Origin of the sequence: Rahnella rivi, from assembly GCF_019049655.1 — a bacterium.
GTDB classification, from domain to species: domain Bacteria; phylum Pseudomonadota; class Gammaproteobacteria; order Enterobacterales; family Enterobacteriaceae; genus Rahnella; species Rahnella rivi.
This window is the reverse complement of record NZ_JAFMOX010000050.1, coordinates 27,435-48,196: the sequence shown is the minus strand read 5'-3', so window position 1 is coordinate 48,196 and position 20,762 is coordinate 27,435. Positions and strand designations below refer to the sequence as shown.

Below are 20,762 nucleotides of genomic sequence, written 5' to 3'. Positions count from 1 at the left end.
CGGGCTAAACGTTTAATTCCGGACGATGAAGATAATCACAAAAATAATGCGCTTTAAGTTGTCAGGAAAACAAAACAAGTCACTAAAATTAACAATAATTAAACATTGGCGGTCAGATGATGCAAATAACACAACATAATTAGCATTTTCATTTACACCGAAAAATCATCTTATCCTGAAATTAATCACCACAAATTAACAATAAGGCAGTATGTAAATCCAATTCAGTAACAAATTGTGGAGTATTTCTCTAAATGACGGATTGTTTTTAACCCTTTCCTTAGCAAGGGAATAAAACAAGAATGTAATGGCTCGGCAGGGAGAACTTCTTATATCGCTTAATTGAATTCTTCTGCATTGCCGGGATTTACTTTAAATGGATGTTATTTTTCGAGAGATTCTTATGAATATTAAAAAACTGAGTTTGGTTGTTTCTGCTGCATTTGCTGGTGCACTGACAATGGGTTCTGCATTCGCTGCTACTACTGAATCAGTAGGAGGGGGTAAAATTACTTTCAGCGGCGCAGTCAGTGATGCGACCTGTAATGTTACCACAAATAACGGTTCAGATTTCACAGTGAACCTGGCGCCTATCGCGCTGACTGATTTAAGCAATACCGCCGGTGTCGTGACTGCAGGTTCCACACCTTTCACTATGGCTGTAAGCGGCTGTACTGGTTTTGATGCAACAAGCACAGTGGCTCAGCAATTAAAAATGAAAGTGTCAGGCGCTAATGTTTCTGATGATTCTACTTACCTGAAAAATGAAACAGGTACAGCGTCAGGCGTGGGTATTACCCTGACCACTGATGGCAGCACCGCCGTAGATTTGGCTAACTACATCTCTACGGGTTTATCAACCTCTGCCACTACTACTGATGGCACTGCTGGCACAGTATTCGACAATGGCGCAGAGGGTGATATCACTCTTTATGCAAACTACTACAACTATGGCGGCGCAAGCGCTTCTGTCGGTACCGTTGTGACCACAGCAACTTATATGTTCACCTACGAGTAATGAATACGGAGGGTGTCATGCACCCTCCTTTTTTTAATGCCAGTTTTCACCGGGGTTAGTTGTGAGGAATATCTCTCTTTTTGCTGTTTTGTCTTTTATTTGTTTCTCTTCTACAGCCAGCGTCGTGCTTAATTCCACGCGCGTTATATTTCCTTCTGAATCGAAAAGTGTCTCTGTCCAGCTGGTGAATAAAAGCAAGAATACACATCTTGTCCAATCCTGGATCGATGACGGCAGGGCGGAGGCTAAACCTGAAGAATTAAATACGCCGTTCATGATCAGCCCGCCGGTTGTGAAAATTAATGCCAATGACGGACAGACATTACGCATCAGTAAAAATACGTTGTCAGAAGCATTACCTAAAGACCGTGAAAGTCTGTTCTGGCTGAACGTTATTGACGTTCCGCCTGAACCTGAGAATGCCGCAGATAATGGAAACTATCTCCAGGTCGCGATCAGAAACCGAATTAAGCTTTTCTGGCGCCCGGCATCATTAAAAATATCAGCTGATAAAATCTCTGATCTTGTCAGCCTTAAGCGTTCAGGAAATGGCAAGTTATGTGCTGATAATCCGACGCCTTATTACGTCACCGTTTCGCAGGTCATGAAATGGGATGGGAAAAGCCGGACCGTACAGAACAATATAAAAGGGAATCTGCTTGACGGCGCAATGACGCTTTCTCCTTTCAGTTGCCAGCCTATTAATAAGATGCCAGCGACACCAGGGAAATATCAGATGGTGCATGTGGACGATTACGGCAGCCGGGTTCCCTTTGTTGTTGAGTATAAATGATTTGTTAGGATTGGATTATGAACGGGAAGTCAGTCACCATTTCTGGAGTATTCAATAAGTCAAAACTCGTTTACGCACTTTTAGCCGCGCTATATTCCCAACAGGGGCACGCCGCTGCTTTTAACAGCAGCTTTTTAATGGGCGATATCGGCAGCGCCGACTGGAGCAGCGGCAGTAAGGTCATCTCCGCCGGTATTTACGATCTGGATGTGTCGGTTAACGGCGCATGGCGAGGAAAATTCCCCGTCAAGGTGGATGAAAAGAACAACATTTTTATGAAGCCGGACGTTTTCGGCTCTTTGCTGGTCAAGAAACCGGCGGAAATGAAGGACACAACAGAAGAATGGTTGCCCGCCAGCACCTTTTTACACGGCGGCAGCACGACATTAAATACCGGTAAAATGGAACTGAACCTGGTTATTCCTCAGGCTTTTGTGATCAGCAAAGATCAGCGCTGGGTGGCGCCAGAAATGTGGGATCCGGGCATTAACGGGGCTTACACCAGCTACAACTTCAGTTATTACAACTCACACCGCAAAGACGATGTGAGCGATGCCGATAATATTTATCTCTCAATGAGAAGCGGTCTGAATCTGGCGGGCTGGTCGTTGCTGGATAACTCGACCTTTCAGCGTAACCGCAGCAATAAAAGTGGCTACTGGACGAACAGCACCCGTTACCTCGAGCGCCCTTTGCCGGGGATGAACGCGTTGCTGAGGGTGGGGGACAGCTATACCGAATCGCCGTGGTTCGACAACATGCGTTTTCGCGGCGTGAGCCTCAGGCAAGATTTGCGCATGTACCCGGACAGTTACCGCACCTATATGCCGGTTATCCGGGGTATGGCTAACAGTAATGCTGTGGTCAAAATTTATCAGAATGGACAGATCATTCATCAGGTCAACGTGCCGGCCGGCCCGTTTTCCATTGAAGATCTGATGCCTACCGGTTCGCGAAGCGATTTTCAGGTCGATGTTGTCAACGCCGGTGGCTCGACAGAAAGTTTTATCGTGCCGTTTTCGACGGTCAGCGACATGCTGCGCCCTGGCTCCTCGGAGTGGATGCTGAATGCCGGTAAGGTGCAAATCAGTAATGTCGATTTTCACCCCGAATTTGTGCAGGGGAGTTATTCCTATGGGGTGAATAACTATCTGTCAGTGTACGGCGGGGCCACGCTGAATAATGATTACCAGTCATTATTGGCGGGCGCAGCCGTCAGCGTGCCGTATTTAGGTTCTGTGTCATCCAATATTGAGCGGGCCTCGGCAACGCTGAAAAATGGTCAGTCGTCAGACGGTCAGCGAATTAAGTTTTCGTGGAGCCGCTATTTGCCGACCAAAACCAACATCAGTATCGCCAGTTATTATTATAATTCTGCCGAATATTTATCTTTTAATGACTTCGTTTATATCAACCGGCTCATTCAACAAGATAACAGCACGTCAGGTTATAAAAGAAGTAAAAAGACCTACAGTATCAGCCTTGATCAAACCCTTGATGATGGCTGGGGTCGTATTGCGCTTGATGCTTACTGGCGTGATTACTGGAATAGCAATCAGTCCACGCGGCAGTACAGCCTGACTTACAGTAATCTCTGGCGTGATATCAGCTGGAGTATTTCCGCGCGGCGGACACATTATGAATATGATGCGGACGATTCCAGCAACCAGTATGACGAAAGTCATTATGGCAGGAGCAGAAGCCAGGATGAAAATCGCATCGATCTGTCGATTACTATCCCGCTGAAAATATTTGATACCAATGCCAGCCTGGTGACCCGCAGCGGTATGAAAGACGGCAAATATGCGAACAGCGACATCGGGCTCAACGGCTCGACGGACAACGTCGATTACAACCTGAGTATGGCCGACGATAACACCAACCGCACCTCCACCCTTAACGCCTGGGGGGCGATGCGCACCTCGGCGGTGAAACTGACCGGGAATTACAGTGAATCAAACGACTACCGTCAGGCAGGCTTTGGTGCCAGCGGCAGCGCGGTGTTATGGAGCGGCGGTTTACTGACCTCCGGATCCAGCGGAACGACGTTTGTTATTCTGGATTCGCCCGGCGTGGCTAACGCGGTGGTCAATGGTAATCCGGCGATGAAAACCAATAAAAGCGGCAAGGTACTTTATCCGTATGCGGCGCCTTATCGTATGAATAATTTCCGGCTGGAAAATAATGATGCCGATGCGGAAGTGAAAGGCAATATTCGCCACGTAGCTCCCTGGGCAGGAAGTATCAGTTATGTGAAATACAATACCGATACCCGAAAGGTCTTTGTTATTGAGGCGTACAAGAGCGACGGGCAACCTTTACCTTTTGGCGCTGAACTGCTCGATAAAAAAAATGCAGCGCTGGGATATGTTTCCCAGGGCAGCCAGATGTATATCAAAGCTGACGTTTTGCCGAAGTTTATTTTTGTGAAATATACGCAAGATGAAAAACAGCAGAAATGTAAAGTTACTAACCCGTCGGAGTCGCAAAGAAATATCTGCGTACTGTAAACAGGATTAACATGAAAAAAATAATCATTATTCTTTTGTCGTTAATGGCACCTGCCGCGTGGGCGGATTGCGTGAGGGTAAATGGCGGTAGCACTCCGACATTATTTTCAGAAAGTTTGGATCTTTCGTCGTTATTTACCACCACAGACACGGCGACGGAATCGCGCAGTACCTTTGCCAATATAAGTCTGAACTGTTCGACCCTCGTTGTTGGGAGTTCCAGCGTTAACTACATCAGCCCGATGGCAAATGGTTACTGGGTGGAATACATCAGCCCCGCCGGAATTTCGCGTTGGGTAAAATTTGTGGTGTCCGATTTCATCAGCAGACAGGAATACGGCCCAGGCAATCAAACCTCAACAGCCGTCAGCTATACGCTGACGGCCACCTTACTGTCCGGAGTGCCCGGCGCAGTGAACGCTAACTTCAGTCAGAGCACCACCACGGGGGTCGCGACCCTGACCCCGTTAGTACTGGAGAACACCAACTGGGGAATTTTCGTCCAGATCCCGACGGTCGATCAGGTCGCCGCGATTGTGGCATCGAAAGCCTGGACGTCAAAATATCTGGCCTACAACGAGTTGACGGTGACCTTTAACCCGCCGGAAACCACCTGTGACATGCCAGATCAAAATGTCCATTTACCTAAAGTCTCATTAAGCGACTTAAAACTGGGAATGGATACCGGTTCAACGCCGGTTCAGCTGCCGGTGACCTGTTCCAACACGCTGGTCAATGTGTCCACCCGGGGAATTTCCGCCTGGTTGTACAGCGCAGATATCGTGGACAGCAACAATCTGGTGATGAGAAACGGTTCATCGACCTCCAGTGGGATTGGCATCGCGCTGAAAAACAGTGCGGGCAGTGATATTTCATTATCGGCTGCCACCACACAAAACACCGCGACGTCCATTTTAAACATTGTCAGAGGGGGAGACAGCAGTAATGTCGTGATAGACATTAACGCCTTTTACAAAATATTTGATACCCAGACTGCTTCGGCAGGCACGGTCATCGCCACCGCCATGCTTTATTTTAATTACGAATGACATTGCTTAATTCCATTATTGTCAAAAAGAAATAGAGTCAATCCACGGGGTTAATAGCCATTAACCCCGATTATTGAATACAAGACACGCCATGAAATACCAAAGTATTGATATCAACCGGTGTTACGCCCGGGTCATCAAAGAAATAATGCCTTTTTGTCAAACAGCCACTCCTGATGAAGTTTATAAAGGTAAGCGACGGTACAATTTTAATAAAGAAGGAGAACAGCTGGTTTTTGTTATTGAAGAGGGTGATTATTTTGTCAAGCGACGACAAGACGACAAAGTCATTGAACTTATTACCTCGCCTTCGGTGATCGGATTCTTACCCGCCTTACGTGAAGATTATCCGATTTATCTCGAGCGGATCGATTATGGCAAGATAAGTTACATCACGTTAAAAAACTGTATGCGAATTATTTTCTCTCATCAGATGATGGGGGATGTGCTCTATATTTTATCCCAGCGGTTCACCAATATGATCTATTTTATTTCAGATAATAATGGCGATGCCACCAAAGAGGTGTGCAATGCGATTACTCGTCTGCAAAATTTGCCCGATCATATTAAAAAGAGATTTTCTGCCCTTTCACTGATCGGGCAAACCACGCATTTATCCAAAAGTTCGATCAGCCGCGTGCTGAAAAAACTTCAGGATGATGGCGTCCTGTCGCTCGATAAAGGGCATCTTCTTTGAAGGGCTGCCATCGCAAGCCATAAAAAAACCCTTTATTGTTCAGCCATTCAGCGGCGAACAATAAAGGGTTTTTTACAGACCGGCACGGCGGGGTCAGGTGTCAGCGCGGCGGAAGGAGGGCAAAACGTCTTTCCTTGTTGTTACCTGCGCCGGGCAGCGACCCGTTATGCGCAGATTTTCCCGCTGATGCACGTCACTGCATGGCCCCCGACATAGATATGGTCCCTGGTGATGCGCAGGACCAGTTTTCCGTCGCGCCCTGTTTTCTGACCTTGTGAGGATCTGACGATGCCGTCATCCGGCAATGCGACCTGATGATGGCGCATAAACGCCGCGATGCTGCCATTACCGCTGCCGCACACCGGATCCTCATTGACTCCGCAGGAGGGAGCGAATGACCGGGCTTCAATGTGCATATCTGATGCGCCCGCGTGTAAACCGTAGAGGCAGATGCCGGTAATGTTCATGGCCGCGTCATGCTGCGCCAGCCGGGCAAAGTCCGGCGTGGTGGCCAGCACCTGCGCGGCATCGGTGGTTTTTGCCACCACCCAGCGCGCGCCGACATCCACCCGTGCCGGTGCGAGGCTGCGGTCAATGGGGCAGCCGAGGATCTCTTCCAGTTCCTGCGTTTGCCCCGGAGTCAGGGGCGTGATCACCGGCTCAGGTAACCGGAATGAAATGGACATCGCCGCGGCGTCTGGTGCGGTAACCTTCAGTTCAATCAGCCCGGCGGCGCACTCCTGAATGAGAACCCCGTCGCGTGGCGTAATGCAGCCGGATTCCAGCAAGGCATACGCCGTGCCGAGCGTCGGATGCCCGGCAAAAGGCAATTCGCTGACGGGAGTAAATATGCGTACCCGATAATCGGCCCTGTGATCCTCAGCGGGAAGAACAAACGTCGTCTCAGAAAGATTTGTCCAGCTGGCAATGGATTGCATCTGGCTGTCGCTCAGCCCGCGGGCATCCATAATAACGGCCACCGGGTTGCCCTTATAAGGCGCGGAGGTAAAGACATCAACCTGTTTGAAATTAATCTGCTGCATAATCTTATCTCATGATGATGTAACGGAATAACCTGCCGGAAGAATATCAGTGCTGAATTTCAATCTGGTTCCAGCCTTTATTCAGCATGCAGCTTTTCACCAGAATTTCGCGTTTATCCTGATTGATATCTTCGATGGTATAGCTGGTGTCGCTTTTTTTGGTTTTCTTATCTTTGGAGGTGTATTTATCGGTCACGATATTATCCGGTGGCAGATCCCGTAATGCGTTAGCCTGACACTCTGTTTCGGCCAGCAATTCCTGCTGGTCTGTGCTGTCGGCTTTGACCCATTTATATTCCACGCAACCGGTCAGTGCAAACAGGGTGACGATAATCATTAACATCTTCATTGATTTATTTCCTGGGGTTTAAAAAAGTATGGATTAATAAAAAACACTATCCGGCATCTGTGTGCCGGAATGAAAAGAACAGCGTATGTGTGCCATCAGGCGTTTAACGCGCGCGGTAATACGACAACGCGGCATCACGGCAGGCACCGAAATGATCTTTATATAAGGCTTTCGACTGACGGGTTAATTCCTCGCCTGCACGTTCCGGCGTGCCAACGCCAAATACCGGCTGAGGATGATATTCAATCGTCAGCTCAACCAGTTTTGCCTGATGTTCGCCACGCAACGCTGCCAGTACCCTGAGCGCAGCTTCAAACCCGCCGGTGGCCGGGCCCGCAGTCAGCAATTTGCCATCCTGAACCACCGCGCCGCCCGGCACCGCTTCAGCCCCAAACAGCGGCAGGCTTTCCAGCAGATGAAAATTGGTGGTGGCTTTGCGCCCTTTGAGCAGGCCCACGGCGCCTAACAGCAGCGCGCCGCCGCAGATTGCCATCAGGTACGGGTCGTGTTGCGACTGACGGGCAATGAACGCCAGAATGTCAGGGTTGCGGTTCATGTCTGCGGGCACCGCGCCCATGACCAGCACATCCAGCGGCGGACACTCGTCAAACGTGGTGGTGGCGGCCAGAGGCAGGCGGGGCGAGGCCTCGATCAGATCTTTATTCTTCCAGAGGATATGCAACTCAACCTCCGGCGTCATACCGAATACGGCATGAGCGCCGAGCAGATCCATGATGGCAACCCCCGGACAAACGAGGATCCCAACCTGAAGTGGCGAATGATTTTTCAGTTCCATCACAGTCTCCCGGACCATAAATAAAAGTCAGCTGTATAAAGAAAGATGCTACACCCTTCAGAATAAGGGGTACAGATACAGTATAAGTCTGAATCAAAGGACACAATAACCGCGTTCAGCCGGGCCATTCCGTGAGGAGGTCCGGTATTAAAGCCTGTAAAAACGCGGTAAACTGTGACCATTACGTTGTGGAGATTAAGCATGTTTACCTATGAAATTTTAGCCAAAGAGGTCGCCACGGCGATCACCAACGGTCAGTTACCGCCCGGTTCCCGTATCCGTTCCATCCGGGAATACGCCAACAGCCACAACGTCAGCGTTAATACCGTGAAAACCGCGTACCGGTTGCTGGAAGATCGCGGGCTTATCGTCGCGCGCCCGCAGGCGGGCTATTTTGTGAGTAACAACATCCCCGTGCTTTCAGCGCCAGCGGCGCTGACCCACGCACCTGAAAAGCTGTCACTGAGCGGAATCAAACGGCTGCTTTCGGTGATCCTCGATAACCATGCCAAAGAGGATTTCCTCGATCTGGCGCTGGCCTGCCCGGTCGGTGAAGCCTTTTACCCGGCCACGCGGCTGCGCAAGCTCACCTCGCAGCTGCTGCGCGCCAACAATCACAGCCTGACGTCTTACGCACTTCCTCCGGGCTCCCTTCGCCTGAGATCGCAAATTGCCCGCCGTGGCGTGCATCTGGGGATGGTGCTGTCCGCCGAGGATATTCTGATCACTCACGGCACCATGGAAGCACTCAGCCTTGCTGTGCGGGCCTCGACCCGCCCCGGAGACGGCGTCGCGCTGGAAACCCCGACGTTTTATAACCTCTACCCGATGCTCGAAGATCTCGGGCGACGCGTCATTGAAATCCCCACCCATCCTCACACCGGCATGTGCCTTGATACCCTGCAAAAGCGCATTGACGACGGCGAAGTCGCTGCGGTGATCACCGTGCCCAGCGGGCAGAACCCGCTGGGTTTCACCATGCCCGAGGAACACCGGCAGCGTCTGGCGAAAATGGCCAACACCCATCACATCCCGGTCATCGAAGACGCCATGTATGCCGAACTGCAATACGGCGAACGCGCCGTGCCCAACCTCAAAGCTTTCGATGAAGAGGGCTGGGTGCTGGTTTGTGCCAGTTACACCAAGACCGTCGCGCCGGATTTCAGGATCGGCTGGCTGGAGGCCGGGCGCTTCCGCGATGTCGTCCGTCAGCTCAAATTCACCTCGACCGTAGCGGAACCCGCCCTGCTGTCTGAAACCCTGGGCATGTTTCTGGAAAACGGCAGCTATGAACTTCACCTGCGCCACCTGAAACGGCTGTACACCCGCCAGATTGACACCGTGCGCGGCATCATCGCCCGTCATTTTCCGCAGGGCACCCGCGTCAGCCGCCCGGAATGTGGCTTTATCCTCTGGCTTGAGCTGCCGGAAAACCTCGATACGTTGCTGCTGTTCCACGCCGCGCTGGATGAAAAAATACTCTGTATGCCCGGTTTGCTCTGTTCCGGCAGTAAGGCCTACAGCCATTGCCTGCGTCTCGCGGTGTGTGTGGAACTTGATGACAGCCATGTGCAGGGGCTGGCGCGGCTGGGTGAACTGGCCTGCGCTCAGGCGGGCTGACCCCCGCCACAGGTTTTTCAACGCAATTCGACTTCTGCGGTAATGCTCACCACAAACGTTCCGGCGGCGGGCTGCTCGCCGGGGTTGCGTGTCAGTTCGGCGACATAGTCCGTATCATGAAACCGGGCGTTCTGCCCGGTGGCGGGCGCGCTGAAATCGACGTATCTCCCTTCCTCATTTTTCACCCGCAAACTGATCCCCGGCAAACTGGTGGCGATGTGCTGCGCATCCGGACGTGTGCCGTTAAAACTGAAATGGATGGCGAGATTGTCGTAATCGGCTGCATTTTTACAGCTCACCGGCAGGTGAAAACTCACCCTGGACAGCACCGGCGCAGCGCTGATGACCGCGTCCGGAAACGTGACCCGAAGGTTTTCACGGGTCACGCTGCACTGGCTGACGTTCAGGCGCAGCGCACTCAGACCCGGTGCCAGCAGCGGGGCTCCGTTCAGGCTCAGCGTAAACAGCGCGGGCAGGTCGTAATCTCCCGCCTGCACATCACCGGTTTTATACAGCCGGATGGCGAAGTTTTTGATCCCCTCGCCCGCGGGATCCAGGCGGTAAGCGCTGCCGTTATGCAGACAACCGCTGCCTTCCTGCGTACAGAAGCTGAAGCCGATGCCCGGGATGCCGGTGTGATAAATGCCCCGGTTTTCATTCCACACCGGATAGCTCATCGCAACCTGAAGGGCCTGCGCAGGCAGATTTACGCGGCTGAGCGGGGCGGCGGGAAAGGTGGCAAGCAGCGAACCGTTGGCCTGAATTTGTCTGACCGGCAGCGTACCGGCTTTGAGCATTAAGGTACTGGTCGCCGATGCGCTGGCCGCGACGAAAAACAGTAACAGCAGAAGGGCCGTCAGCCGCAAAGGCCGGGCGCGAAGGCTTACATGCATGAGAGTTTCCACAAGTTTGAAGGGTCGGAGGCTGTCGCCGGTTGCGGGATATGGCACAGCACCTGGCCGTTGAGCAGGGCAGTCAGCGGCCAGCGCACCGCGGTGAAATCCGCCAGCAGCACGCCTGCGGCGCCGCCGGTGCCCACCGGTTTTTGGCTGGCGTCCTGCACCGTCACGCCAAACGGCAAAGTGTGCTGGTGTTTATCGACAATACGGGCGAACCGGCGATCGTGGCGGATGGCATTAAACTCCGCTTCCACCACTGCGCCGCTGGTCGGCACCACGCGTTTGATGGTGGACGGCAGATCGATTTGCCGGTCGAGCGAGTTGGGATCCAGCTCGACATCGTTCACATGGTAAGGCACCGCATAGCTGATGACGGCGTTACCCTGCCTGTCGGTATAGACGTTCTGACTGTTCTCGATTTTCAGCCCGCGGGTCTGCGGCGTATGCACCAGCACCACGGTATCCCCCAGCGGCTGGCTCAGGGTCACGCCGTGGTGATGCATAATCACGCCGCCCTGCAGGCCGAAACTGGTTTGCTGATAGCCACTTCCCTGAGACAACCCGGCGCTGATAAGCCCGCCCGAGGCGCTGTAGGTGCCTGACATATTGCTGGTTTGCGGGCTGTCCTGCCCGGACATGTTCACGTCGTAAGTGAGCTGGTCATCATCCATAAATGCCCCGTTTACCGATGCCGTTTGCTGATGCCCCCCGCGGGAATCGCTGTTGAAGTTGTATCCCGCGCGGTGTTTTTGATCGCGGCCCAGCGGAATATCGAGGCTGAACGTGATGCTGTTATCGGCCACGCCTTGCAGGTCATGCTGATGCGCGAAGAACACCTGAAACTGGGATTGCCAGTAATTCAGGCTCAGGCCAAAGCGGATGCTGTGCTGTTTGTTGCCCCGCCAGGTGTGGTCTTCGGTATAGCGCAGCATCAGGGTCAGGGCGTCGAAGCTCTGATCCAGCTGAAGGTTGTACCGGTCACGATAGCGGGCATTCGCCGGGCTGTTTTTCACTGCATTGACCGCGTCTCCGGCTTCCTGATAGTGCGGGTTGTAGCTGTGTTTCCAGCTCAGGTTCAGGGTGCTGCGGGTCTGATTCAGCGAACGCACGAACAGCGTTTCCAGCTGTTTACCCTGTTCCACACCAGGGCGGGAAGCCGCCCTGGACTGACTGCGTTTAAGCAGCAAAGACAACCCGCCGAGCACCGGCATATTCGCCACCACACCGCCCGCGCTGTTCTGGTAGCGGAAGGTGTTTTGCTGCGCCATCTGCTGACCGGCCAGCAGGGTAAAAGTGTTATCCAGCCCGTAAAACGCGCTGGCCTGATAAAGGGTGGGCTGCAGGGCGGTGTCAGGCGCGCCGCTGTTGCGTAAGCGGCCGCCCGACATTTCATAGTTGAAAACGCCGGGCGGCAGCAGGGCGGCGATGGTATTAAACGCCTGCGTGAAATGCTGCACGTTGCCGTCGGTTTCAACGACGCTGATGTCCAGATCGCCGGAACTGCTGGCGCTGTGGATGTCCGTGATCAGAAACGGGCCGGGCGTCACCCGCCGCTGGTCGATGACAAATCCGTTCTGACGGATCACCACGGTGGCATTTGTGCGTGCCGTTCCGCTGATGGCGGGCATGTAAAAACGCTGATTGTCCGGGCGCATCTCCTCACTGGAATACAGCGTCATGCCGCGCAGCGACACCGACGAAAAAATCCTGCCGTCGGTAAAAAAATCGCCGCCGCGAAACGTGCTTTTCAGCCAGCGGATATCACGGGTGAGGTAACTGGCGCTGCTTTGGTAATGGCTGCGTTCGCGGCTGTTATCGCTGAAGTACCCGTCATTGCGCAGCCGCCAGTCGCCCAGATTCAGCCCGTTGTTCAGGGTAGAACTGAGGCTGCTGTCATGACGACTTTGGCTGCCGGTATTGCGTTGCATGTTCATGTTGTAGTTGATGCGGGCGGCATTGAGGCCGCTGGTCCAGTTCTGCTCGGGGGCAATATCGTCGGAAGGCGCACTGAATCTGGCCTGCGGTACAGTCAGCGTGAGCGTTTCGCTGCCCGCGTCATAACTGGCTTTGGCGTTATCGACAAATGCGCTGAGAGGGTGCAGGCCCGGCGGGGTTCGGTCTGCGCGAATGCCCCACATGCGCAGCAACGTCAACGTAAACACCGGCTGAACCGTTCCGTCGGTTAAACGAAACGGCTGCGTGATCTGACCGGCGTCTTGCGCATTGATCAGCAGATCGACCGGATAATCACCGGCTATCACCTGGCTGCCTTTTTCAAGCACGGACGCATCGATGCCCTGCAGATTGCCCATTTTCTCCATCAGATTCATATCGAACTCCTCGCTGTGGGCGGCACATGAACAGCAGAAAAAAAGCAGGAAGCGGGTGATAAAAGGCCGGGGGCGCGTCATGGGGCAAGCCGGAACCCGGACCTTGCGGTCCGGTAATGCCTGGCGGAGATGAGGTGAAGTGCGTCAGGCATTATTTCCGCTCAGTTTATTTATAGGTGAAGGTAAACGTGGCTTTAGAGGCCACGTCGCCTGCTGTCACGGTGCTGGCCTCTTTGGCGTATTTGACGATGAAATCAAGGTTATCATTGCCATTATTCAGGCGTGACGCGTAGTCAGCAGACGGAACTTCGCTGTTATCCACCTTCAGCGCTGTTGCTGAACCATCCATGGCGCTGAAAAGCTCAAAGCCCAGGCCCTTCGCCCCGTCGGTATCGGTGTCAGTATTGGTGAGCAGAGTCGGAGACGAAGAGTCTGTTCCCCCTTCAATTTTCAGGCTGACGTTGTTCTGGTTAATCTGATCCGGGCAGTTCAGATAAATAGAAAAGCGTTTTTCGCCTTCATCAGTGGCTGCGCCGACGGGCAGGGTGCTGATTTTATTCAGGTTAATTTCATCTAAAGGAACCGAGTGGAGCGTCTTGCTGTCGATGGTGCAGGTCGGGGCTTTCACGGAACCCGTAAATTCGATCGTGATGTCAGTGGGTGCCGCATCCTCCGCCATAGCACAATGCATCACCGGCAAAAGACCGGCGGCCAGTAATCCCGCGTAAATACGTTTATTCAAAATCATTTTATTGCCTTTATTTCTTTACATCATGGATAACGACTTCCCGTTGACGGGAAGTTTTACTCAGAGCAACGTGACAGGCGTTAAATAACCGTTATTGCAAAGAGACGTGTTGTATTTCTGACAGCCCGCCGAAATCATTAATGATGTTGTAATAGACGGTGTGAACCGTCGAACCGGCCGGGACAGAAATCGTCAATGAGGAGAAGGGCGCCAGCATATTGGCTGGAAGTTCATTCTTTGAATTATTGGCTGCATCCCGCCAGACTTTATTAAACGTAATATGGTAAGGCGAAGGATTAGTGACAATCAGTTTTCCGGGTTCGGCACGCCATTTCATGGTGGTAAAACTTTCGTGCAGCTCGGGGTCAATCCCTTTCGGACGATAGAAGATCTTGATCCGGGTTTTAAACGCCACCACCAGCTGCGCACCGTCGGCCACCTGACGCTGGGGGATTTCCTTGAGATTCAACCACATCATGGTTTCCCGATCCGCAGGAAGGCCGGTGTTGTCGATTTTCTCAATGCGCAAGGTGGTGACGTTATTGGCGGTAACTTTCGACAGCGGCGGGTAAACCGTGAAGCGTCCTTCCTCCTGGCCGGATTCATTTTCAATCCACGCCTGCGCAAGAAAATCGAGGCCGGAAGGGTTACTGACTTTCACCGACTGCTGCGGGGTTGACTCCGGATAGATTACCCGCGTTTCATCCAGCATCAGTGAAGCATGGCTGATAACAGGGCAAAGAAATATCAGGAAGGGAATGAAATAATTTCGGATGCACGTAGCGTTCATTATTTTCTCTGAAACCGGATCGTTGAATGAGGTTCTGCTGACTCAGGGCACGATAATAAATACGGAGGTTCAGTGAAAATTAAACAAAACCACAACGGCGGGGTGTGACTGGCGGAAATGTTATCATCATGAAAATAACAGCGCGGGAATGTAAAGACTCTGTGCAAATAAGAAATGCGGCGTGATGGGCTAAGTAAAGTGAATGAATAAATGCACTGAGATTTGCGTTTATTCATCCACCTGAGGGCAACGTGTGGCGTGGTTTGCTGTGCTGTTGAGGTGAATCACGTAACCGACGCTAAAAATTTCCCCACGCACGCCATGCACGCCTCACGTTCTTCCACGTGCGGCATATGGCTGGAGTGTTCGAAAATCACCCATTCTGCCCCTTTGATGTGGTCGGCGAAGGGCTGCACAACTTCCGGTGCGGCTTCGTCGTAACGGCCTGATATCAGCAGAACCGGCACATTAATGGCCGCGAGACGGTCGATCACCGTCCACGCTTTCATGCTGCCAATAACGTGAAACTCGGTCGGTCCGTTCATGGCGAGGTACACCGTCGGATCGGCATCCATGGCGGCGAACGTGCGTTTCACCTCTTCCGGCCACGGATCGAGGCGGCAGACGTGGCGGGCATAAAACACCTGCGACGCGGCTTTGTATTCGGGGCTGTCGATCGTTCCGGCCTGTTCATGGGTGAGTAAGGTCTGCTGAACGTCCGGCGGCAGTTCGCTGCGCAACCTTGCGGCGGCCTGCAACCAGAGCGCCATCGAGGCTGGTGAATTGGCGATGATCAACGCTTTCAGTCCGGCAGGTTGGGTGACCGCATGTTCGGCACCGAGCATACCGCCCCACGACTGGCCGAGCAGCGCGTAATCTTTTTCGATGCACAGATGGCGCAGCAGATTGTCCAGTTCCGCCAGAAACAGCGACGGTTGCCAGAAATCTGCCGGTTTATCAGGAAGGTGGGTGGAGCGGCCATTACCAATCTGATCGTAATGGATCACCGCCCGGCCGGTTTGGGCAATATCGCGGAAGGCATCCACGTAATCGTGGGTGCAGCCCGGCCCGCCGTGCGCGATCACCAGCGGCGTGACGCCGTTGTTTAAATCGCCGCAAACGCGGTACCAGGTCTGGTATTCCTGAAACGGCGCAAAGCCTTCAGTGAGCTTGACCATGTTGTTTCCCCTGTCGGTGAATAATCCTCACAGGGTAAACATCGCGGCGGCGCTGAACAGCTAGTAAAAAAGATAGAAAACGTGAAAGCTCAACTGTCGAGCAGGCGGTAATGCATGGCGCGAACCACCGCCTGCACGCGGTTGCTGGCCCCCAGTTTGCGGCCGGCGGTGTTGAGATGCAGCGTGACGGTGGCGATTGACCGGTTCAGCTTACGGGCAATCTCTTTGGCGGTTAATCCCTCCGCCGCCCACGCCAGACATTCACGTTCGCGTTTGCTTAACCTGACGTGCTGACAGGTCAGCACGCTGCTGTCGAACAGCGGAAACACGCACTCCTGAAAGGTCAGCGCCAGCAGGCTGAAATCGCCCAGCACGTCATGAATATCCAGCTCGTGCCCGGCGCCGGTGTGGATCCCGGTCACCGTAACAAATCCGCCGTTGGGCAGATGCAGCGGCACGGTGGCGCCACTCGGCATATTGTTATCGCACATGTAATGGGTGACCGGTTTATTAAGGTCACTCAGACGGTTTTGCAGCGAGGTGTTGTCTGGCCGCTGATAAGACCAGACGAACGGCGCACAGCTCTCCAGCGCATAATGCTGCACCGGATCCACCTGATAATATCCACTCTCCAGCCACAGCCGCTGCATATCTCCCGGTACATTGCACATCTGCAACAGGGAAGGCGTGATCAGATCCCCTTCCAGCGAACGGGGAACCGGCGTGAAATCGTAAATCAGGGCATCAAATCCCAGGCGCGATGTCTGGGCGAAAAGGTGGGCAAACGCGCCTTCCACGGTACTTTCCCGCATCCCCTGCGCACTCTCTGTCACTGCGAGTTTCATGAATTCATCTCCGCCATGCTTCAACGTAAAAACGGCATTTGCCCCTCCGGCACGGTTCCTGCGTTGCCCAACCTGTGCCTGAAAAACATGCAATCGCGGTGCCAGATCACGGTGATAGCAAAACTAGTATTTTTGCTAACTACCGGTGCGGCACCACTGCGGCTAACGTAGGGCGACAGGGCAAAAGGCCATCGCAGGCGTGCCGAAAAAAGGGGATAAACGCCGGGGTCGGCGCAGCCACGCTGCACCGGTCTGGTGCAAATGTCGCCCGCCACGTCCGTTTTTGCACCGTTACACGCCATGAAGGGGACTGCCATGCACCGTTATCGTTTTCTGCTCTGGCGACCGCTGCAACTGCTGCCGGTGCTGCTGGGGATCAGCATTCTGACCTTTATTATGGTCCGCGCCATCCCCGGCGATCCGGCGAGGATCCTGCTTGGGGTGCACAGTTCGCCGGAAGCCATCGCCCGTATCCGCGCCCAGTTTGGGCTGGATTTGCCGATATGGCAGCAATACCTCTATTTTCTGCGCAATCTGCTTAACGGTGAGATGGGTAAATCGCTGATTTACCGTGTCGATACGCTGAAGCTGGTCACGACCCGTATCGAACCGACGCTGTATCTGGTGCTCGGCAGCGTGTTGCTGGCGCTGCTGATCGCGGTGCCACTGGCCGCCGCGGCGGCGAGACAGCGCGGAAAACTGGCCGATCAGGTGATCCGTTTGCTTTCCACCGTCGGCCTCGGCCTGCCCGCATTCTGGCTGGCGATCATGATGATTTTGCTGTTCAGCCTGTCGCTCGGCTGGTTTCCGGTATCGGGGTACGGCAGTGACGCGGGTGAACGTCTCCGTCATCTGTTTTTGCCCTGTCTGACCGTCGCGCTGGCGCTGTCGGCGGTGCTGACCCGCAACCTGCGCGCCAGCCTGCTGATGGAATTACAGAATGATTACGTGACGGCCGCCAGGGCGCGTGGTCAGAACGAAAACCGCATTTTCTGGCGGCACGTGATGCCCAATTCACTGGTGCCCACGGTCAACCTGCTGGCGGTGAACATCGGCTGGCTGATCGGCAGTACGGTGGTGATCGAAAGCGTATTTGCTATTCCCGGCATGGGGCAGTTACTGGTGAAAGCGATTATCAGCCGTGACTACATGGTAGTGCAGGGCGTGGTGCTGGTGTTTGCGCTGGCGACGGTCGCCGTGAATCTGATCGCCGATCTGGTGACCGTGGCGCTGGATCCGAGGGTGACGTTATGAGCATGACAGAAAAGTTAATCACGCAGCGGCGGGTGTACTTTCCTCTGCGCTGGTTGCCACGCCAGCAGGCGCTGCGGCTGGGCATTCTGATGTTGCTGGTGTGGATATTAGTGGCGTTGCTCAGCCCGTGGATCGCGCCATTTGACCCGGTTGCGCAGGATGCATCCGTGACGTTGTCACCGCCTTCATTCGCCCATCCGTTTGGCACGGATAACTTTGGCCGCGACATCCTTTCCCGCGTGATGTGGGGCGCGCGGGTGGATCTGCAAATTTGTCTGATTGGCGTCATTTTCCCGTTCACCTTCGGCACGCTGGCGGGGGCGTTTGCCGGGTATCTCGGCGGCGCGGTGGACACTGTCTTTATGCGGGTAATCGACGTGGTGCTGGCGTTTCCGTTTCTGGTGCTGATGCTGTCGATCATCGCCATTCTCGGGCCGGGGCTGGGCAGTTTTTATATCGCGATGGCAATGGTCGGCTGGGTGTCGTATGCCCGTCTGGTGCGGTCGCAGGTGCTGACGCTGAAACACCGGGATTTCATTCTGGCGGCGCGCAGCCTCGGTTACAGCCACCCGCGCATTTTACTTTTACACCTGCTGCCCAACGCACTGACCAGTTCGCTGGTGTTCTCGATGTCCGACTGCGTGCTGGTGTTACTCAGCGGCGCGTCGGTGAGTTATCTCGGCCTTGGCGTTCAGCCGCCCGTTGCCGAATGGGGCGTAATGGTTGCCGAAGGCCAGAGTTTTATTACCACGGCGTGGTGGATAACCACCTTTCCCGGCCTGGCCATTGTGGTGCTGGCGATGAGTTTCAGCCTGCTGGCCGACGGGCTGGGCGACAAACTGGGAGAGCGGCCATGACGTTATTGCAGGTGTCCGGTTTAACCATTGAAGACCGGCAGGGCGTGGCGCTGGTGGACAGGCTCTCGCTGACGCTGAACGCGGGGGACATTCTCGGGCTGGTGGGCGAAAGTGGCTCCGGAAAAACCCTGAGCTGCCGCGCCATGATGCGGTTGCTGCCTGGTGAAGGGCTGAACATCCGCGCGGGAGAAATTCGCCTGAATGGCACAGATCTGCTGACGCTGAGTGACAAACGCATGACCGCCGTTCGCGGGCGTGAAATCGGCATGATTTTCCAGAACCCGGCCAGCCATCTGAATCCGGTGATGAGCATCGGTCAGCAAATTGCCGAAAGCCGCCGCCTGCATTTCGGGGCCAGCCGCCGCGACGCGCATTTGCAGGCGGTGGAACTGCTGCGTCAGGTCGGTATTCCTGATCCGCAGCGCCGCGCAGATAACTATCCGCATGAGTTTTCCGGCGGTATGCGCCAGCGCGCCATGATCGCCGTGGCGCTGGCCTGCGAACCCAAAATGCTGATTGCCGACGAACCGACTACGGCGCTGGACGTCACCGTGCAGATGCAGATTTTGCGGCTGCTGCGCGATCTGCGCGACAGGCTGGGCATCGCCATTATTCTGATCACCCACGATCTCGGCGTGGTGGCGCAAACCTGTGACCGCATTGCGGTGATGTATGGCGGCCGCCTGTGTGAAACCGGCGAAAAACGTCAGGTGCTGGCGCAGGCGCAACATCCGTACACGCGCGGGCTGATTGATTGCCAGCCCGCCAGCGACGGCGGCAGCGGACGAATGATCACGCTGCCCGGCCAGCCGCCGGTGGCGGCTCGTTTCCCCGCGGGCTGCCGGTTTCATCCGCGCTGCGCACGGGCGTCCGCACAGTGCCGTGCCACCCAGCCCGCCATGGTTGCGGGCAGTCACGCGACGGCCTGCCACCATCCGCTGACCCCCGGGAGAGAAAATGAATCTGCCATCTGAACTGAGTTCGCAGCCATATCCGCTGCTGGAAGTTGAGGATCTGTCCGTGACGTTTCCGGTTTCCGGATTTGGCCTGAAAAAGCGCCACGTTCAGGCGGTGAACGGCGTGTCTTTGCACATTCAAGCAGGTGAAACGCTGGGGCTGGTGGGCGAATCAGGCAGCGGCAAAAGCACGCTGGGCCGGGCGATGTTGCATCTGGAAACGGCCAGTGCCGGACGGGTGCGTTTTCGCGGGCAACTGATCACCGACGGCGTCAGGCCCGATATCGCCCGTCTGCGCCAGCAAACCGCGATGATTTTTCAGGATCCTTACGCCTCGCTCAACCCGCGCCAGACGCTGGGTGAAAGCATCAGCGAAGTGTTGCGGGTGCACCAGAAAGTCGCGAAAGCGCACATCGCGGGGCGGGTGAGTGAACTGCTGATGCGCGTGGGCCTCAGCCCGGAACACGCCGCGAAACGGCCACAGGCGCTGAGTGGCGGACAGTGTCAGCGAGCCGGTATTGCCCGCGCACTGGCGATCGAACCGCGTCTGATCGTGGCGGATGAATGCGTGGCTGCGCTGGATGTGTCGATTCAGGCGCAAATCATTAACTTACTGATGGATCTGCGCGAAAGCATGGGGCTGGCGATCCTGTTTATCGCGCACGATCTGGCGATTGTGCGCCGCCTGTGTGACCGCGTGGCGGTGATGTACCTCGGGCGCATTGTCGAAAGCGGCCCGACGCAAACGGTGTTTACCGCGCCGCGCCATCCTTATACCGCTGCGCTGGTGGCGGCGATCCCTGAAATCGACCCCAACCGGCCGCTGCCGGAGCATCCGTTACAGGGGGAGCCGCCTGGCCCGGTTTCTCTTCCTGCGGGCTGCGCTTTTCATCCTCGCTGTGCCTTTGCGCTTGCCGCGTGCAGGCAAGGCGCGGCACCAGAAACCCGGCATATTGCCGATCATGCTTTCGCCTGTGTGCTTGACGGCCACAAACGCGAAGGCGTCTATCCGATGACTGAAGGAATGTGA

19 protein-coding genes are annotated in these 20,762 nt (G+C 54.6%); 10 read left to right on the top strand and 9 right to left on the bottom strand.

Features of this window, described 5'->3' with window-relative positions; translation table 11 throughout:
* The first annotated feature begins 376 nt into the window (after window positions 1-376).
* From J1779_RS05870 to J1779_RS05850, 5 genes are all read left to right on the top strand, one after another.
* A complete protein-coding gene (locus J1779_RS05870) occupies window positions 377-1,018 on the top strand; it encodes a fimbrial protein (protein WP_235533476.1) in 642 nt (213 codons plus the stop codon).
* Between the two features lie 61 nt (window positions 1,019-1,079).
* Entirely contained in the window at window positions 1,080-1,811 is a 732-nt protein-coding gene (locus J1779_RS05865; RefSeq protein ID WP_136375464.1) for a fimbrial biogenesis chaperone, read from the top strand.
* A 17-nt stretch (window positions 1,812-1,828) separates the two neighbouring features.
* Window positions 1,829-4,321 (top strand): fimbria/pilus outer membrane usher protein, encoded by a 2,493-nt coding sequence (locus tag J1779_RS05860; RefSeq protein WP_072158164.1) that lies wholly within the window; start codon window positions 1,829-1,831, stop codon window positions 4,319-4,321.
* Window positions 4,322-4,332: 11 nt separating this feature from the next.
* Window positions 4,333-5,370 (top strand): fimbrial protein, encoded by a 1,038-nt coding sequence (locus tag J1779_RS05855; RefSeq protein WP_217203090.1) that lies wholly within the window; start codon window positions 4,333-4,335, stop codon window positions 5,368-5,370.
* Window positions 5,371-5,461: 91 nt separating this feature from the next.
* Entirely contained in the window at window positions 5,462-6,067 is a 606-nt protein-coding gene (locus J1779_RS05850; RefSeq protein WP_136375461.1) for a helix-turn-helix domain-containing protein, read from the top strand.
* A 164-nt stretch (window positions 6,068-6,231) separates the two neighbouring features.
* On the opposite strand, the gene J1779_RS05845 is transcribed toward J1779_RS05850, so the two are convergent.
* The 3 genes from J1779_RS05845 to J1779_RS05835 form a co-directional block, all read right to left on the bottom strand.
* Window positions 6,232-7,110: a PhzF family phenazine biosynthesis protein gene (locus tag J1779_RS05845; protein ID WP_217203088.1), complete on the bottom strand. Its 879-nt coding sequence runs from the start codon at window positions 7,108-7,110 to the stop codon at window positions 6,232-6,234.
* A gap of 46 nt (window positions 7,111-7,156) precedes the next feature.
* A complete protein-coding gene (locus tag J1779_RS05840) occupies window positions 7,157-7,459 on the bottom strand; it encodes a hypothetical protein (RefSeq protein ID WP_217203086.1) in 303 nt (100 codons plus the stop codon).
* Window positions 7,460-7,562: 103 nt separating this feature from the next.
* A complete protein-coding gene (locus J1779_RS05835) occupies window positions 7,563-8,255 on the bottom strand; it encodes a DJ-1/PfpI family protein (protein WP_072158165.1) in 693 nt (230 codons plus the stop codon).
* 201 nt (window positions 8,256-8,456) lie between these two features.
* Here J1779_RS05835 and J1779_RS05830 point away from each other — a divergent pair, with 201 nt between their 5' ends.
* A complete protein-coding gene (locus J1779_RS05830; protein ID WP_217203084.1) occupies window positions 8,457-9,875 on the top strand; it encodes an aminotransferase-like domain-containing protein in 1,419 nt (472 codons plus the stop codon).
* A gap of 17 nt (window positions 9,876-9,892) precedes the next feature.
* Here J1779_RS05830 and J1779_RS05825 read toward each other — a convergent pair whose 3' ends face one another.
* The 6 genes from J1779_RS05825 to J1779_RS05800 form a co-directional block, all read right to left on the bottom strand.
* Window positions 9,893-10,768 carry a hypothetical protein gene (locus tag J1779_RS05825; RefSeq protein ID WP_056780054.1) on the bottom strand — a complete coding sequence of 292 codons (876 nt, stop codon included), beginning with the start codon at window positions 10,766-10,768 and terminating at the stop codon, window positions 9,893-9,895.
* Entirely contained in the window at window positions 10,759-13,104 is a 2,346-nt protein-coding gene (locus tag J1779_RS05820; RefSeq protein ID WP_217203082.1) for a fimbria/pilus outer membrane usher protein, read from the bottom strand. Before J1779_RS05820 ends, J1779_RS05825 begins: the two co-directional genes overlap by 10 nt.
* Window positions 13,105-13,270: 166 nt before the next feature.
* The gene (locus J1779_RS05815) at window positions 13,271-13,852 is read right to left on the bottom strand and encodes a fimbrial protein (protein WP_217203080.1); all 582 of its coding nucleotides are present in this window, start codon (window positions 13,850-13,852) and stop codon (window positions 13,271-13,273) included.
* Window positions 13,853-13,943: 91 nt separating this feature from the next.
* Entirely contained in the window at window positions 13,944-14,642 is a 699-nt protein-coding gene (locus tag J1779_RS05810) for a fimbrial biogenesis chaperone (protein WP_217203078.1), read from the bottom strand.
* 284 nt (window positions 14,643-14,926) lie between these two features.
* Window positions 14,927-15,820, bottom strand: coding sequence for a proline iminopeptidase-family hydrolase (locus J1779_RS05805; protein WP_217203076.1), 894 nt, complete (start codon window positions 15,818-15,820; stop codon window positions 14,927-14,929).
* An 89-nt stretch (window positions 15,821-15,909) separates the two neighbouring features.
* Window positions 15,910-16,665, bottom strand: a complete 756-nt coding sequence (locus J1779_RS05800) for a LuxR family transcriptional regulator (protein ID WP_056780067.1) — start codon at window positions 16,663-16,665, stop codon at window positions 15,910-15,912.
* A gap of 315 nt (window positions 16,666-16,980) precedes the next feature.
* Between J1779_RS05800 and J1779_RS05795 the strand changes: the two genes are divergently transcribed.
* From J1779_RS05795 to J1779_RS05780, 4 genes are read left to right on the top strand one after another with little or no spacing between them, the layout of a single operon-like run.
* Window positions 16,981-17,919 (top strand): ABC transporter permease, encoded by a 939-nt coding sequence (locus J1779_RS05795; RefSeq protein ID WP_056780070.1) that lies wholly within the window; start codon window positions 16,981-16,983, stop codon window positions 17,917-17,919.
* Window positions 17,916-18,776 (top strand): ABC transporter permease, encoded by an 861-nt coding sequence (locus tag J1779_RS05790; RefSeq protein WP_156362029.1) that lies wholly within the window; start codon window positions 17,916-17,918, stop codon window positions 18,774-18,776. The genes J1779_RS05795 and J1779_RS05790 overlap by 4 nt, the downstream gene beginning before the upstream one ends.
* Window positions 18,773-19,750, top strand: a complete 978-nt coding sequence (locus J1779_RS05785; protein WP_217203075.1) for an ABC transporter ATP-binding protein — start codon at window positions 18,773-18,775, stop codon at window positions 19,748-19,750. The genes J1779_RS05790 and J1779_RS05785 overlap by 4 nt, the downstream gene beginning before the upstream one ends.
* Window positions 19,734-20,762, top strand: coding sequence for an ABC transporter ATP-binding protein (locus J1779_RS05780; protein ID WP_217203074.1), 1,029 nt, complete (start codon window positions 19,734-19,736; stop codon window positions 20,760-20,762). The genes J1779_RS05785 and J1779_RS05780 overlap by 17 nt, the downstream gene beginning before the upstream one ends.

Excerpts from the sequence above, each read along its gene's own strand:
- J1779_RS05870 (WP_235533476.1), top strand. The coding sequence starts at position 377 with ATGGATGTTATTTTTCGAGAGATTCTTATGAATATTAAAAAACTGAGT.
- J1779_RS05860 (WP_072158164.1), top strand. The coding sequence starts at position 1,829 with ATGAACGGGAAGTCAGTCACCATTTCTGGAGTATTCAATAAGTCAAAA.
- J1779_RS05855 (WP_217203090.1), top strand. The coding sequence starts at position 4,333 with ATGAAAAAAATAATCATTATTCTTTTGTCGTTAATGGCACCTGCCGCG.
- J1779_RS05850 (WP_136375461.1), top strand. The coding sequence starts at position 5,462 with ATGAAATACCAAAGTATTGATATCAACCGGTGTTACGCCCGGGTCATC.
- J1779_RS05845 (WP_217203088.1), bottom strand. The coding sequence starts at position 7,110 with ATGCAGCAGATTAATTTCAAACAGGTTGATGTCTTTACCTCCGCGCCT.
- J1779_RS05840 (WP_217203086.1), bottom strand. The coding sequence starts at position 7,459 with ATGAAGATGTTAATGATTATCGTCACCCTGTTTGCACTGACCGGTTGC.
- J1779_RS05835 (WP_072158165.1), bottom strand. The coding sequence starts at position 8,255 with ATGGAACTGAAAAATCATTCGCCACTTCAGGTTGGGATCCTCGTTTGT.
- J1779_RS05830 (WP_217203084.1), top strand. The coding sequence starts at position 8,457 with ATGTTTACCTATGAAATTTTAGCCAAAGAGGTCGCCACGGCGATCACC.
- J1779_RS05825 (WP_056780054.1), bottom strand. The coding sequence starts at position 10,768 with ATGCATGTAAGCCTTCGCGCCCGGCCTTTGCGGCTGACGGCCCTTCTG.
- J1779_RS05820 (WP_217203082.1), bottom strand. The coding sequence starts at position 13,104 with ATGAATCTGATGGAGAAAATGGGCAATCTGCAGGGCATCGATGCGTCC.
- J1779_RS05815 (WP_217203080.1), bottom strand. The coding sequence starts at position 13,852 with ATGATTTTGAATAAACGTATTTACGCGGGATTACTGGCCGCCGGTCTT.
- J1779_RS05810 (WP_217203078.1), bottom strand. The coding sequence starts at position 14,642 with ATGAACGCTACGTGCATCCGAAATTATTTCATTCCCTTCCTGATATTT.
- J1779_RS05805 (WP_217203076.1), bottom strand. The coding sequence starts at position 15,820 with ATGGTCAAGCTCACTGAAGGCTTTGCGCCGTTTCAGGAATACCAGACC.
- J1779_RS05800 (WP_056780067.1), bottom strand. The coding sequence starts at position 16,665 with ATGAAACTCGCAGTGACAGAGAGTGCGCAGGGGATGCGGGAAAGTACC.
- J1779_RS05795 (WP_056780070.1), top strand. The coding sequence starts at position 16,981 with ATGCACCGTTATCGTTTTCTGCTCTGGCGACCGCTGCAACTGCTGCCG.
- J1779_RS05790 (WP_156362029.1), top strand. The coding sequence starts at position 17,916 with ATGAGCATGACAGAAAAGTTAATCACGCAGCGGCGGGTGTACTTTCCT.
- J1779_RS05785 (WP_217203075.1), top strand. The coding sequence starts at position 18,773 with ATGACGTTATTGCAGGTGTCCGGTTTAACCATTGAAGACCGGCAGGGC.
- J1779_RS05780 (WP_217203074.1), top strand. The coding sequence starts at position 19,734 with ATGAATCTGCCATCTGAACTGAGTTCGCAGCCATATCCGCTGCTGGAA.